We start from the raw sequence: 14,571 nt of genomic DNA, 5'->3' as shown, positions 1-14,571 counted from the left end.
ATCATTGCGCCGCTGGAACGTCGGGGCTAAGGCTAGCCGACGCGGCAATGTCCAAATATTGTTTGGCCAGGGGCAACCATTTCTTCGGCTTGCGCTGGTCATGCTCCAGAATGTGGACGAGCGATAATCGGGCGCGCAAACAGGCGCGGTAGGTCCGATAGAATGAAACGAGCTCCGGCGACGGCGTGTCGTCGCCTGAACTCTTAACGTAGACACTCAAGAGGACTGGCTCTACCCAGTCCGCCCCCAGACGGCTGCATTCGAGGCCGAGATAGGTGAGCTCATCCACCGGATCGACAAGGCGGAGCCGCCGATTGAACTCCAGGCAGTCAATAATGACCGGCGGTTGGCTGAGGCAGACATGCTCCGGCCTCAGGTCGCCGTGTCCCTCGACGATCCGGCCGCTTTCGGCGCGCGTCTCCAGGAGGCCGCTGCGCAAAGTATCCTCGACAAGACCCAAAAGCCGTTCGATGCGCCCACCATCGAGGTCGAATTGCGGAGCGGTCAGCACGGCTTCGTTCCGGGCGTGCTCTTCAATGAATTGCGCCACATAGGCCGCCGGCGCGAGATCCGCGGGCTGAGCGTGCTTGTAGAAGCCGACGAGCCGCTCAGCGACGGACGCTATTTCCGCGCCGCTGAGAGTGTGGGCGATAATGGCGCTGTCGAGCATGCGATCCCGTGGCAGGCGTCGCATGACGACCAGCCAGTCAACTGGACGCCCTTCCCCGTCTATCGAGAGGCGTCCACTATCGTTCCGAGTCAACGGCGCCACGCCGAGATAGATATCCTGCGCCAGACGACGATTGAGTCGAAGCTCCTCGCGACAGTTCTTCTCACGCGCTTCGATAGACCCGAAGTCGAGGAAGGAATGGCGGACCGGCTTCTTCAACTTATAAACGCGATCTCCCGCCAGAAAGACCCAAGACATATGGGTTTCCTCAACCTCAACCTTCGCCGGCTGAGGGCGGTAGGCCGCTGGGCTCTTGAGGAAACAGACCTTCTCCTCGAGGGAGGTCTCGGGAATATCCGTCACGTTGCGCTCGATCATCTGACTGACTATTTACTCATCATAAATTCGATGCGTAAAGTGTTGACGCAGATCAAGGAGAGGAGTCTTCGGCGCCCTCATGTTGATCCGTGGCTCGTTGGATGGCTGCCGAAGACCGAGCACGTGGGGGAATGACTTGACCACGCTCGCCGTGGCGCCGCCCCATCTCGCGCGCCTTTTCAATCGCCTTGACGCCGCCGATGCGAGCGACCCGCTTTTGAGGCTAGAGCTTGAATTCTGGCGCGACAAGCGTGGAAGCCGGCTCATGCCGACCGCCGCCGATCTTGCTCAGGGACCGGACGAAATTGCGGCCGGTATTTTCGTGTTCCAGCGATCTGACGGGACGAATGAATGGGAAGCGAGTCGGACCGGGCCTGAAGCAGGTCGTCTCCTGGGATTGGCGTCCCAAGAAAAAAGGCTTTCGAAAATGCTCGCGCCGCGCATCACCGCGCGTCTGCGGCGGCTTTTTGAGACGGTCGCTGAAACGGCCGAGCCTTTGGCCGCGGCGTTCGAGCTTCGCGTCAAGCCGGGCCGTCGCCAGTGGATCGAGGTTCTTGCAGCTCCGCTATCGTCGGACGGGCGCCACGTTGACGGCATATACGGCGGCATTGTATCCCACGCTGAGGCAGCGAGCCCGATCGCGAGCTGACGCCACCTCCGGCGCTTCTGGCCGGCCGCTACCCGCTGTGACGGATGTCGATGCCGGCGATCATGAAGGGCTATATCGACACCTTCGCGCGCGGCTTCGCTTCTGAATCGACAAATCAAACTGCGATCAGAAGGTTAGGACCATTCGGCCATCGACCTCAAGACAGCGCGATAATTCGAAACTCATTTGGCGGAGCGCCACACGAAGGCGTTGGAATTGACCTTGCGGTAGAGTTTTTGGATCCGAAGAGATGAGCCTCAGGAGCGCTGGCGTCTTGATGTATAAGCGCATGGATGGGCAGCTTTTTGTACTTCTCGTGCATCCCGGCGGTCCGTTCTGGCGCAATACGGACCTTGGCGCATGGTCGATTCCCAAGGGCGAAGTGGCTGAGAACGAGGATGCCGAAACCGCCGCTCGCCGCGAATTCGCGGAAGAACTAGGCGCCATGCCGGCGGGCGCGCTAAGGCCGCTTGGCAGCGTTCAGCAGAATGCGCGGAAAAAGACCGAAGCCTTCACCATGGAGGCCGATTTCGATGCGACCTGCATCAGCAGCAACTTGTTTGAGATCGAGTGGCCGCCTCGCAGCGGGCGCATGCAGTCCTTTCCGGAAATCGATCGCGCCGCCTGGTTTGCGTTGCCGATGGCCCGCCAGAAGATCCTCCCCGGCCAGCAGATCCTGCTCGATCGTCTCGAAGCGCTTTTTGGGCCCGATGGGGGCGTCAATTGATCCGTTTGGCGCTGCCCATGGCGACCAACTTATGAGCCAGACTCTACTTATTCCGCCATGCCGTATGGAGGCGGCCTACGCAGCCGGCGGAGCATGAGCGACCGAGAGCGTCAAGTTCGTTGATGAAGATGAGGCGCGGTGAGCGCCGCTTTGCGCCGATAGAAGAGGCGGCTTGGGCGGCGCCGGGCGTCAGCTCGGTCGAGGATCGTCTGACTATCGTCTGAAAGGAAGCCCCGCAGGGTCGGGCCGGTGTCCGCGCGCTAGCTCGGCCTTGATGTGAGGCGCGGCTTTTTCGCGGCCTTGCGTAGGCTTGCCGCCGCCCGGTGCGCTGAGTGGTCTTTCGGCGTGCAGTTTACCCTGAACTCGCGGACTGGCATTCAAAGGCATCCCCTACAAGGACATCATCATCCTCAGCTTAATCGGATGACCGTTGACGTCACCCAAGCTTCTCTTTGAGAAAACTGACGGCCCCATCCAACGTCCTGAGCCTTGGATAGTCGATCTCCGGTATCTCGATCTCGAGGCGATGGTGGATCGCAGTTATAAAATTAAGGAAATCAATAGAATCAATATCAAGAGCATCCCGCAGGTCTGCGGCGGGATCAACCGAATTTATATCGATTTCAGGCGCAATGTTTCCGAGTTCCTCCTTTAATGCCGTGCGGATATCGAGATCTTTCATAATTTCTCCGGCTCTTGCAGCAGTTTACCTATTTCGGCCAGGAACAAAGCTCCGCCATGGCCGTCATTGGCCCTGTGATCGCCCGAAAGAGTGATGCTGACGATGGAGCGCGCCGCGACGGCGCCTTCCACGATCCAGGGACGCGGTAAGATCTTCCCAACGCCCACGACGGCTACCTGGGGTGGATAAATCACGCCAAAGAGCGCTTCGACGCCGCGTTCGCCGAGACTTGAAACGGTAATGGTAGATTCGGCAATTTCCGAACTGCGGATGCGACCGGTCCGCATGCGTTGGACTAAATCGTGCGTGCGCGCCATAAGTTCGTCGCACGAGAGCTGGTCGACGTCATGAATCGCCGGCGCCGCCAATCCGCCGCCGCGAATGGCGATCGCCACTCCCACATGGACGCCGGAGGCCGACTCGAATTTTCCATCCCGGTAAAATCCGTTGAAGGCGGGAAAGCGGCGCGCGGCCAAAGCAACGGCCTTCAGAACAGGTGCGGCCATCAACACTCTTTTGTCGGGCGAACGGACCGCATTGACCTGCGCAAGCCACGCCTCGCATCGCGTTACGTCAACCCGATGCTCAAGATAATAATGTGGAATTTCACGCTTCGATCGCGCCATGGCGGAGGCGATCGCCGCCCGCATAGCGTCAAGGTTGAGGCCCGGCGCGGACTTCTTCTCCACCGGCGTCGCTACGGCGGTGAGATGGCGTTCGACGTCTCGAAGAACGATGGCGCCCGCCGGACCGCTGCCGGTGATCGCTGCAAGGTCCAGATCGCGAGTCTGAGCGAACCGCCGCGCCGCAGGTGAGGCGCGAATGCGATCGATCGCCAAAGGGGCCGGCCTTGGGGCCGTCGAAGGCAAAATCAGATGCTGCGCAGCGGGTGCGGCTACAGGAGGCGCCATCGCTGAAGCCGCTTCGGCAGGCTTTGCGTAGATACCGGCTCTGGCTTCCTGCTCCGTACGAATTTTCGCTAGCGCCGTCCCGACTGGCACTTTGGCGCCAAGATCGACCAGAATCTGCTCAACCTCGCCAGTCTCAAAAATTTCGACCTCGATCGCCCCTTTCTGAGTCTCCACTACGGCGACGACTTCGCCGCGTTTGACGCGATCTCCTGGCTTCACCATCCACTCGACGAGCGTTCCGGCCTCCATATCGGCGCCAAGCGAGGGCATGCGAAATTCGGCCACGGCGTCACCTTTCGCGCACAAGCGCGGATTTCACCGCCGCGACAATTTTCGGCGCCTGGGGGATTGCAGCCTGCTCAAGATGGCGCGGATAGGGAATCGGCGCCTCCTCGCTGCAGACGCGGCCTGGCGGCGCATCGAGCTCCCAGAACGCCTGCTCGATGACGCGTGTACAAATTTCCGCCGAAATGCTGCCGCTGCGCCAGCCTTCATCGACTACGATGGCGCGCCGCGTTTTGCTCACCGATGCGATGATCGTCACATCATCCAGCGGCCGCAAGCTGCGCAGATCGATGACTTCCGCCTCGATATTTTCATCCGCGAGCATGCGGGCGGCTTCGAGACACTTCCACAGCGATCCGCCGTAGGTGATGAGAGAGATATCTCGCCCCACGCGGCGCACCGCGGCTTTGTCGATCTCGACCGGGCCGGCATCGGCCGCGAGCTTTCCGCTCATATTGTAAAGCACGATGTTTTCGAAGATCAGCACGGGATCCGGATCCTGAAGGGCCGTCCATAGCATGCCTCGCGCATCCTCGAGCGTTGCCGGCGCGAGCACTTTAATGCCTGGAATGTGGGCGTACCACCCTTCGAGACTGTGCGAGTGCTGAGCGGCGAGCTGACGGCCCGCGCCGGTCGCCATCCTGATCACCAGCGGCACGCCGAATTGATTGCCGGACATATGACGAATGGTAGCGGCGGAGTTGAGAATCTGGTCGAGCGCGAGCAGGCTGAAATTCACGGTCATCAATTCGACAATCGGGCGCATGCCCGCCATTGCGGCGCCGATTCCGGCGCCCGTAAACCCCGACTCCGACAGCGGCGCGTCACGGATTCTCTCCGGTCCGAACTCCGCCTGAAGTCCCTTGGTGACCGCATAACAACCTCCGTAACGGCCAACGTCTTCGCCCATCAGGAAGACGCGCTGATCGCGCGTGAGCGCATCGCGGATCGCAGCGCGCACGGCCTCTCGATAGCTGATCTCGACAGGTTCGGATCGATCTGCGTTTTGTGGCATGAGGCCCGTCGCCAGCCTGTCAGGCTGTCCCTTCCGCATAAGTGAATCGCTTGAGGCGTTCGACCGGCTCCCATGTTCCCGCCTCTGCGAAAGCAATGGCTTCGGCGATTTCGGCGGCGACCTCAGCTTCGATCAGCGCCATATCCTCCGGGTGGATCATGTGATTTGCCTCGAGCCAGCCGCTGAACCGCACGATCGGCCCCTTTTGCCGCCAGGCCTCGACCTCAGTCTTGTCGCGGTAGAGTTGGCTGTCGAACATTGAATGGCCGCGGAACCGGTAGGTGTGGCATTCGAGAAAATACGGCTTTCCTGTTCGCCGCACCGCCTCCACCGCGCGTCGCGCCGCGGCCTCGACCGCGATCACGTCCATGCCATCGATCGCCTCGGCAGCGATCCGATAGCTTGCCGCCTTAAGGTGCAGATCGGTCTCCGATTCGGAGAGCGCCAGCGACGTTCCCATGGCGTAGAGATTATTCTCGCACACGAACAGCACAGGGAGCGTCCAGAGCATCGCTAAATTGAGGCTCTCATGAAACTCGCCTTCCGCGACGGCGCCGTCGCCGAAGAAGCAGGCAGTCACAATGTCCTCCCCGCGCATGTGATCGGCCAGCGCGAGACCGACCGCCATTGGAAGCCCACCCCCGACAATGGCGTTGCCTCCGTAGAAATTAGTCGCCCGGTCGAACAGGTGCATTGAGCCTCCGCGGCCACCGCTACATCCCTCCTGCTTGCCGTACATCTCGGCGAGCGCAGCCTTCATCGACACGCCGCGCACGAGCGCATGGCCATGCTCGCGATAGGTAGAAACAACCCGATCGCGCTTCTCGAGCACGGGAATGACCCCGGCGGCGACGGCCTCCTCTCCATCGTAGAGATGGAGAAAGCCCCTAATCTTCTCCTGCGTATAGAGCTCGGCGCATTTGTCCTCAAACCGGCGGATACGGATCATGTGCTTGAGGAGGTCGAGCTCATGCGCCCGCGACAAACGTGGTTTATCGGTCATTGCTCCTCGCTCTCAAGCGTCGACAGATCGCCCTCCGGCAGCCCCAATTCACGCGCTTTCAAGAGCCGGCGCATGATCTTGCCGCTGCGCGTCTTCGGCAGGTTCTTGCGGAAAGCGATGTCCTTTGGCGCGATCGCGGGACCAAGGCGCTTGCGCGCGTGGCCGAGCAGCTCCTTGCGCAACCCCTCGGTCGGTTCAACCCCTTCCTTCAAGGCGATAAAGGCTTTCACGACCTCCCCCGCAATCTCGTCCGGGATTCCAATCACGCCAGCCTCGGCGACCGCCTCGTGTTCCATGAGGGCGCTTTCCACCTCGAATGGGCCGACGAGATGGCCTGCGCTCTTGATGACGTCATCGGCCCGGCCAACAAACCAATAATAGCCTTCGTCGTCGCGCATCGCGAGATCGCCGGTTAGGTACCAGCCGCCGGCGAAACATTTGCGGTAACGCTCCTCCTCGTTCAGATAGGCGCGCATCATCGAGGGCCAGCCCGGACGCAGCGCAAGCTCTCCCATGATCATTGGCTTCGCGCTCTCCTGGATCTCCCCGCCTTGCTTCCGTTCGACGATCGAAGCCGTCACACCAGGCAATGGCCTGCCCATCGATCCCGGCTTGACGTCCATGGACCGGTAATTGGCGATCATGATGCCGCCGGTCTCAGTCTGCCACCAATTGTCGTGGAACGGCATCCCGAATGCTTCGAGTCCCCAAACGACAGCCTCAGGGTTGAGCGGTTCGCCGACGCTGGCCATGAAACGCAAGTTCGACAAATCGAACCGCTTAGCGACGCCGGCGCCAGCTTTCATGAGCATGCGGATCGCGGTCGGCGCTGTGTACCAGACATTGATTTTCTGCTTCTCAAGAATTCTGTACCAGCGTTCGGCTTCGAATTCGGCCTGGTCGACGATCAGCGTGGCGCCATTCGTGAGCGGAGAAATGATGCCGTAAGACGTGCCCGTCACCCAGCCGGGATCAGCCGTGCACCAAAAGATGTCGCCGGGATGGAGATCAAGCGCGAGCTTGCCCGTCACATGATGGGCGACGACGGATTGGTGCACGTGCACGGCGCCTTTTGGTCGCCCGGTTGTTCCGCTGGTGAAATGCAGGAGGGCCATGTCCTCGGGGCCCGTCAAAACCGTTTCAAACGAATCCGACGCCGCCGCCATGTCGGCCGCAAGATCGGTCGCGCCCGCGGGCGGATCGTCCAGGCAATCGGTCAGAAAGACATGCCCGAGGCTCGTCAATTCGTGGCGAATAGGCTCGATTTTGCGCCGGTAGAACGTTTCGGAAACGATAAGGGCCTTGGCGGCGCCGATCGTCATGCGCGCTTTGATCGGCTCCGGTCCGAAGGCCGAGAACAGCGGCGAGAACACGCTGCCGTTCTTGAGCGTGCCGAGGGCGGCGATGTAAAGCTCCGGCGTCCGGCCAAGCAGCGAAAAGACCCGCTCGCCTTTCCCCACGCCCCACCGCGCCAAGACATTAGCGAATCGATTGGCCGCAGCCTGGAGATCAGCGTAGGAGAAGTCTTGAACCCGATCGTCGCGGCCAATGCAGCGTAGCGCGAGCTTTCCGCCGCGCCCGGCCAATACATGCCGATCAACCGCCTCATGAGCGATATTAAGACCGCCCTGCGGTAACCCGCCAAGCAGCGTTTGTTCTTGCGACCATGAGAAGGTTGCAACCGAAGTTTCGTAATCCTGAAGGTTGGCGCCCGCAAAGTCCTCTGAACGCTTTCGAATAGCCTTCCATTCCATTGGCTCCTCCAGGCCGGCGTTTTTCTGGTTTTCAGGATACGCTTGAGATAAAGGTCACGATTGACCCTTGGCCAGGAGCTTTTTGGTCAGGCGTGATGGGCCGAGACAGCCTTCGTCGCTCCTGCGAGGCCGCATGCGAAACATCACCGAGGCTGATCATCCCAACCATTCTCTTGTTCGCATCGATGACGGGCAACCGTCTTACCTGCTTGCTTTCCATTATCCGCGCCGCCTCATCCACTGTTTCGCTGTCGCGGCAGTAGATTACGCCGGCAGTCATCACGTCCCCAGCGGTGAGCTTATCGAGATCCTTCCCGCTCATGGCGCCACGCACCGTGATGTCGCGGTCGGTCACCATACCAATGAGCCGATCGTTTTCACCGACAGGAATAGCGCCGATATCAGATTGTTGCATTTTTTTTGCCAGCGCCGTGACGGCTGTGTCCGGAGAAACACCATTGTGCATCATTTTTTTACTTTCATGGCGGACCTCTTTCCACCTGGTCATGGCCGCGTCGCGGCAATGGCCGTCTCGCCCGCTGCCCAGCCTGCCTTGCGGAACGCGCGCAGGGGCATTGCTGATAGTCTCTTCAATGTTCGAGGGCTATGATTCACATCAATCGCTTTATTGGAAATTGCCCTTTTTGCGTCGATGCGCCTAAGCAACCTTGATCTGAGCTTGGTGGATTATGAGCGGTTGGAAATTGATCGGAGTCCGCTAACAGACCACGCGGCCAGAATAGAAGCCAACCTCCTGTCAGGCGCGAGCCTGGCGAGAGTCTAGACGGCGTCGGAGCGGATTTCTCGGATGCACCTACCAAGTCTCATGCGCAGGATTGGAGGTGATAGCGCACATTTGGCAAGTGTGGGGAAAGGCGGTAGCGCTCCTCCGCTACCGCCTTTCCACTATGTCTCGGCCCGCTCACCGTTCGTCTCCATCTGGCGAGTCATGAACCCGGACGGCGCAGCGCGCCGGGCGCGCCAAGGCTCGGAGCCGCGAGCCTCATCCTCGCTACGCCAAACGGTCAATCTCCAGAGGATTGGACGCAGGCGCTGCTGATCCCGGCAATCCCGAAGATCGATTCTTTTCGCTTAAAGCCGCGCTCCCGCAGGCTTGCCAATAGGCGACGTCTGGTTTGTTACGACCGCGGCGGTCCGATTGGCCCGCTGCCGTCAGGCGGCCGGGGGAGACTCATGTTAAATCTCCCTAGATTCATGTTGAAACCATCAATCATGATGCTATATGCGTAATAGCAAATAAACATGGGGCCGCTCTTGATCACTGCCGCCCAGATGCGGGCCGCCCGCGCCCTGCTCGGGATCGACCAGCGCCAGCTTGCCGAGCTCTCCGGCATGTCGCTGCCGACGATCCAGCGCATGGAAGCCAGCGAGGGCAATGTACGGGGCGTGGTGGAGACCCTGACCAAGGTGATCGAGGCGTTCAATCGCGCCGGCGTCGAACTTATCGCGGAAGATGCGGCAAGTTACGGCGGCGGCCGGGGCGTTCGATTCAAGGAGTCGGCGCCGCGCCCGGACTGACTTTTTTTGAAACGCATATGACGGAGACCGCCAGGGCCTGAGCCAGACGATCCCGCGATATTGGATTGGGAGAAAATCGGCATGGCCGCCGGCATTTTGAACCCGAGTTTCGTCGAGCTCTTTACGCCCAAGCTCATCACCGTCCTGCGCGAGCGCTACGGCCTCTCCGATTTGCGCGCCGACGCCGTCGCCGGCCTCACCGTCGCGATCGTCGCCCTGCCTCTGTCGATGGCGATCGCCATTGCTTCGGGCGTGACGCCGGACCGTGGGCTCTATACCGCGATCATCGGCGGATTTTTCGTCTCGGCGCTCGGCGGCAGCCGCTTCCAGATCGGCGGTCCCGCCGGCGCCTTCATCGTTCTCGTGGCGGCGACGGTCGCGGAGCACGGCGTCGACGGTTTGATCCTGGCGACGCTGCTATCCGGGCTGATCCTGGTGGCGATCGGGTTCCTGCGTCTTGGCGCCTTCATCAAATATATCCCCTATCCGGTGACGGTCGGCTTTAGCGCCGGCATCGCGACGATCATTTTCGCGAGCCAGATCAAGGATCTGTTCGGCCTCACCCTGTCGGGGCCAGAACCCGGCCCTCTGCTTGAAAAGCTCAGCACTCTCGGCAAAGCCCTGCCGACGACCAGCCCGTCGGCGGTCGGCGTCGCGGCGGCGACCATCGCCGTCATTCTACTCATCCGGCGCTATCGCCCGCATTGGCCGGGCCTTCTCATCGCCGTGACCATCGCCTCCGCCGCCGGTTTTGCGCTTGGCCTCCCGATCGAGACCATCGGCACGCATTTCGGCGGCATTCCGAGAAGCCTGCCGGCGCCCTATCTGCCCGCGATGTCATACGACAAGATCACCGCCGTGCTCCCGGCCGCATTCTCCTTCGCTCTGCTCGGCAGCATCGAGAGCCTGTTGTCGGCTGTCGTCGCTGACAGCATGTCCGGGCGGCGCCATCGCTCGAACTGTGAACTGGTCGCGCAAGGCGTCGCCAACATGGCGTCGGCGTTGTTTGGCGGGATCTGCGTGACGGGAACCATCGCCCGCACGGCGACCAATGTGCGCGCGGGCGCGCGCGGCCCGATCGCCGGCATGCTCCATTCGCTGTTTCTCCTGATCTTCATGATGGTCGCGGCGCCGCTCGCCTCTTACATCCCGCTCGCGGCCCTTGCCGGCGTCCTCACCATCGTCGCCTGGAACATGGCGGAAAAACACGCCTTTGCGACCCTGCTGCGCGCTTCGCGCGGCGCCGCCATCGTGTTGCTCGCGACATTCCTGTTGACCATCTTCCGTGATCTTGCCACCGGAATCCTGGTGGGCTTCAGCCTCGCATCGCTGATCATATTGCGCCGCATGTCGCAATCGCTGGAAGTCGAAACTCTGGGCCCGATGGACGAGGACCAATCCGATCGCAGCGAGGCGGGCGAGGCCTATGACGCGACGCTGACGACGGACCGCGACATCGTCGCGTTCCGGATCTCGGGCGCCTTCTTCTTCGGGGCGGCCGCCGGCGTCAGCGCCGTTCTCGACGAGATCGCCGAACAGCCGAAAGCCTATGTCATCGACCTCTCGGCCGTGCAGTTTTTCGATTCGACCGCGGCGGTGACGATTGGAGAATTCGCGCGCAAGGCGCGCCGCGCCGGCGCCCTCGTTTATGTTTCGGGCGCGAGCAAAGCCGTGCGCCGCGCTCTGCTGCTGCACAGCGACGGCGTCAGGCGCGTGCATTTCAAGGACGATGTGAAAAGCGCCGTCTCAGCCGCCCGCGCGGCGATTGCGCGGGCGCCCGTTGCACATGAAGGCATGAGCGTTCCATAACGAACCCTCATGCCCATTATCATTGCAACGCCTGATCCGACGCGTTTAGCCAAGGCGCGTCGTGATGGCCTTTGTCTCAAGATAATTCGACAACACGGCCTGTCCCATTTCGCGGCCCCAGCCGGATTGCTTGTAGCCGCCAAAGGGCAGCGCCGCGTCGAAGACGTGGTAGCAGTTGATCCACACCGTTCCCGTGCGCAACCTGTTGGCGATCTGGTGGGCTCTTCCGGTATTGCCTGACCACACGCCGGCGGCGAGGCCGTAGATGGTGTTGTTCGCTTCCGCGATGAGCGCGTCGTCAACTTCGTCGAAGGGAGTGGCGACGAGCACCGGCCCGAAAATTTCCTCCCGCACGACTTTCATGTTCGGTTTGGTGTCGACGAGCACAGTCGGCGGCACGAAGTAGCCAGCCCCGCCAAGACCTTCGCCGCCGCAAAGCGCACGGGCGCCCTCCCGGCGGCCAGACGCCAGATAGCCGGTCACGCGGTCATACTGCACCTTGGAAACCAGGGGACCCATTTCCGTGTCGTCGCTAAGGCCGTGGCCGAGCTTGATCTTGTCGGCCTGCGCGGCGACGCCCTCGACCACCTTGTCGAAAATGTTCCTTTGCACGAACAGACGCGAGCCGGCGTTGCAGCACTGTCCATGATTGAAGAAAATCGCCGCGGTCGCGCCGGCGATCGCAAGTTCGAGATCGGCGTCGCCGAGAATGATATTTGGCGATTTCCCGCCGAGCTCGAGCGAGACTTTCTTGAGGTCGCGGGACGCCGCCTGGACGATCAGCCGGCCAACCTCCGTCGAGCCGGTGAAAGCGACCTTATCGACGTCCGGATGCTCCGCAAGAGCCGCGCCCGCCGTCTCGCCGAAGCCGGGCACGATGTTGACGACGCCGGCCGGAACGCCGGCTTCGAGTATAAGCTCGCCGAGACGGAGGGCGGAGAGAGGGGTTTCCTCGGCCACCTTGAGCACGACCGTGCAGCCCGCCGTCAGCGCCGGCCCGAGTTTCCAGGCCGCCATCAGAAGCGGGAAGTTCCACGGAATGATCTGCCCGACGACGCCGATTGGCTCCATGCGGGTCATTGAGACGAACTCGGCCCCAGGAGCGGCGAGCGCCGAGATCGGGATGGTCTTGCCCTCGATCTTCGTCGCCCAGCCGGACATGTAATGGAACATATCGGCTGCAAGGGTCACGTCTGCCGCCTTGGCGACGGCTTTCGGCTTGCCATTGTCGAGCGCCTCGAGGCTTGCGAGTTCATCGGCGTTCTCAAGAATCAGATCGCCGATCCGATGAATGATGCGGCCCCGCTCGGACGGAGTCATGCGCGACCATGGCCCCGATGCAAAAGCGCGGCGCGCCGCCTTCACCGCGAGGTCGATATCGGCCTTATCGCCTTCCGCGACGCTGGCGATCGGTTCGCCCGTCGCGGGATCAAACACATCGAACGTTTTGCCGGACTGAGCCTTGACCCATTTGCCGTCGATCAGCATCGGACGGGCCGTCGACAGCCATGCCTTGATAGCGGGCGGAACCACCGCCCTGGTCACTGTGATGTTGGCGCGGACGTTCATGCATGTTTCTCCCTTTTTGCTCACGGCGATGACGCCGCGGGTGAGCACAGCGGAGGCGGCTTCTGGAACGGGCCGCCGGTGTATGCGAACGGGGCGAAGGTATATGCCGCGAAAGGGCGGCCTCAAAGCGTAGCAGGAGGGGTGACGCATCAACTGCGCGCGATGTCGGCGCCCGCCCTCGGCAAGGGCGGAAAATCGGTGGGGCGCGCAATCAGGCGGAGCCTGAGCCGGAGGAATTTCACAACCTCTCCGGACGCGGAGGGGGGTGCGGCTTCAACGGAACCTGTCTATAATGGCGCGATGATCAGACCATCTTGCGATCGTCGATCGAGAACGTCCCGGCTCGGCCTTCTCCGGCTTCATGCGCTGGCGCTCACGATCGTCGCGCTCCTCCTGCCCTGCGTCGGCGCGTCGCCCGCCCATGCGCAGGCAGATCCGTTCGCCTGGTTCACGCATTTGTTTCAGCCCGCCCCGCCGCCGAGCCGCGTGATCAAGCCAAGGCCTGAATTTCATCGCGCCGCGCCAAGACGCGCCTCGGAGCGGACAAGGCCCAGTGGTCGGCGCGACGAGCGACCGGCCGACAGCGCCACGGCGAAACCTGCGGCGCCGGCCGTCGCGCCGACCTATTTCGTCGCCGTGCTCGGCGACAGCCTCGGGCAAATGCTTGAGCAGGGCCTGACGGAAGCCTTCGCGGATCGGCCAGAGGTCGCGATCCTGCGCAAGGCAAAAGAAAACAGCGGGCTCGTGCGCGACGATTTCTATGATTGGACGAAGGCCGCGCAGGACCTTCTTGCGAGCGGCGAAAAGATCAATTTCGCCGTCATGATGATTGGCAGCAACGACCGTCAGACCCTGCGGGACGGCAAGGGCGGCGCGTTCGAGCCGCGTTCGCCGCAATGGGTCGAGGCTTATGCGCATCGCATCGAAACGATCGCTTCAATGTTCCGCGACAAGAAAATTCCGCTGGTCTGGGTGGGACTGCCCGTCCTGAAAAGCGAGCGTCTGTCCGCCGACGCCTCCGCCTTCAACGACCTTTATCGCGAATACGCCAGCAAGGCCGGAGCGACCTATGTCGACGTTTGGGAAGCCTTCGCCAATGACGCCGGCGAATACAGCGCCATGGGGCCGGATCTCAACGGACAGATCGTGAAGCTGCGGGCGGCCGACGGCATCCATTTCACCAAGGCTGGCGCTCGCAAGCTGGCGCATTTCGTCGAGCCGGATATCCGCCGCAATCTCGACGAGACGGCGCCGCCAAACCCTGAAAGTCCGGCGATCTCGGCTCCCGCGGAGGCGAGCCTGCCGCCCGCGGACGCGTCTCCAAACGGCGCGCCGGGGGCGTCTTCGAGCGAACCGGCCGGCGCGCCCGCGCCGCCTCCCCCGCCAAAACCCATCGCCGGCCCGGTGCTGCCGCTGACGGGACCCGTGCGCGCGCCAGGCGGCGAACTCGCCTCTCGCGCGGCGAGCCCACAGGCGCCCGCGAGGCAGACTCTGCGGCAAGAGCAGCAAACCGATCCGAAGCCAGGGCGCGCCGACGATTTCAGCTGGCCGAGGCCGTGAGCTAAATCGGCGGCGCGGAT

The 14,571-nt window shown here is 62.1% G+C and carries 12 protein-coding genes and 1 pseudogene; 5 read left to right on the top strand and 8 right to left on the bottom strand.

The features are described 5' to 3' along the window. Position 1 precedes the first annotated feature (1 nt). Entirely contained in the window at positions 2 to 1,033 is a 1,032-nt protein-coding gene (locus tag SIN04_RS20000) for a hypothetical protein (RefSeq protein ID WP_244605913.1), read from the bottom strand. A 151-nt stretch (positions 1,034 to 1,184) separates the two neighbouring features. Here SIN04_RS20000 and SIN04_RS19995 point away from each other — a divergent pair, with 151 nt between their 5' ends. Further along, entirely contained in the window at positions 1,185 to 1,697 is a 513-nt protein-coding gene (locus tag SIN04_RS19995; protein WP_166796008.1) for a PAS domain-containing protein, read from the top strand. A gap of 250 nt (positions 1,698 to 1,947) precedes the next feature. Further along, entirely contained in the window at positions 1,948 to 2,424 is a 477-nt protein-coding gene (locus SIN04_RS19990) for an NUDIX domain-containing protein (RefSeq protein ID WP_134492126.1), read from the top strand. Positions 2,425 to 2,860: 436 nt separating this feature from the next. Here the strand turns inward: SIN04_RS19990 and SIN04_RS19985 are convergent, their stop codons facing one another. The 6 genes and pseudogenes from SIN04_RS19985 to SIN04_RS19960 form a co-directional block, all read right to left on the bottom strand. Further along, positions 2,861 to 3,106 (bottom strand): acyl carrier protein, encoded by a 246-nt coding sequence (locus SIN04_RS19985; RefSeq protein WP_134492124.1) that lies wholly within the window; start codon positions 3,104 to 3,106, stop codon positions 2,861 to 2,863. Next, complete coding sequence (locus tag SIN04_RS19980; RefSeq protein ID WP_134492122.1) at positions 3,103 to 4,302, bottom strand: dihydrolipoamide acetyltransferase family protein; 1,200 nt, start codon at positions 4,300 to 4,302, stop codon at positions 3,103 to 3,105. The genes SIN04_RS19985 and SIN04_RS19980 overlap by 4 nt, the downstream gene beginning before the upstream one ends. A gap of 4 nt (positions 4,303 to 4,306) precedes the next feature. Beyond that, positions 4,307 to 5,317, bottom strand: coding sequence for an alpha-ketoacid dehydrogenase subunit beta (locus tag SIN04_RS19975; RefSeq protein ID WP_134492120.1), 1,011 nt, complete (start codon positions 5,315 to 5,317; stop codon positions 4,307 to 4,309). 19 nt (positions 5,318 to 5,336) lie between these two features. Next, positions 5,337 to 6,320 (bottom strand): pyruvate dehydrogenase (acetyl-transferring) E1 component subunit alpha, encoded by a 984-nt coding sequence (gene pdhA, locus SIN04_RS19970; RefSeq protein WP_134492118.1) that lies wholly within the window; start codon positions 6,318 to 6,320, stop codon positions 5,337 to 5,339. Then, positions 6,317 to 8,074: an acetate--CoA ligase gene (gene acsA / locus SIN04_RS19965; protein WP_134492116.1), complete on the bottom strand. Its 1,758-nt coding sequence runs from the start codon at positions 8,072 to 8,074 to the stop codon at positions 6,317 to 6,319. Before acsA ends, pdhA begins: the two co-directional genes overlap by 4 nt. A gap of 86 nt (positions 8,075 to 8,160) precedes the next feature. Further along, a pseudogene (locus tag SIN04_RS19960) lies at positions 8,161 to 8,582 on the bottom strand (CBS domain-containing protein). Positions 8,583 to 9,349: 767 nt separating this feature from the next. Between SIN04_RS19960 and SIN04_RS19955 the strand changes: the two are divergent. Then, the gene (locus SIN04_RS19955) at positions 9,350 to 9,613 is read left to right on the top strand and encodes a helix-turn-helix domain-containing protein (RefSeq protein ID WP_134492716.1); all 264 of its coding nucleotides are present in this window, start codon (positions 9,350 to 9,352) and stop codon (positions 9,611 to 9,613) included. Between the two features lie 81 nt (positions 9,614 to 9,694). Next, positions 9,695 to 11,422, top strand: coding sequence for a SulP family inorganic anion transporter (locus SIN04_RS19950; RefSeq protein WP_134492714.1), 1,728 nt, complete (start codon positions 9,695 to 9,697; stop codon positions 11,420 to 11,422). A gap of 45 nt (positions 11,423 to 11,467) precedes the next feature. Here the strand turns inward: SIN04_RS19950 and SIN04_RS19945 are convergent, their stop codons facing one another. Next, complete coding sequence (locus SIN04_RS19945) at positions 11,468 to 12,991, bottom strand: aldehyde dehydrogenase family protein (protein ID WP_134492114.1); 1,524 nt, start codon at positions 12,989 to 12,991, stop codon at positions 11,468 to 11,470. Positions 12,992 to 13,291: 300 nt separating this feature from the next. Here SIN04_RS19945 and SIN04_RS19940 point away from each other — a divergent pair, with 300 nt between their 5' ends. Then, a complete protein-coding gene (locus tag SIN04_RS19940) occupies positions 13,292 to 14,551 on the top strand; it encodes an SGNH family hydrolase (protein ID WP_341264176.1) in 1,260 nt (419 codons plus the stop codon). The last annotated feature ends 20 nt before the right edge of the window (positions 14,552 to 14,571 follow it).

This window comes from Methylocella tundrae, assembly GCF_038024855.1.
Classification (GTDB): domain Bacteria; phylum Pseudomonadota; class Alphaproteobacteria; order Rhizobiales; family Beijerinckiaceae; genus Methylocapsa; species Methylocapsa tundrae.
The sequence above is the reverse complement of the archived record's forward strand: the minus strand, read 5'-3'. Positions and strand labels throughout refer to the sequence as shown.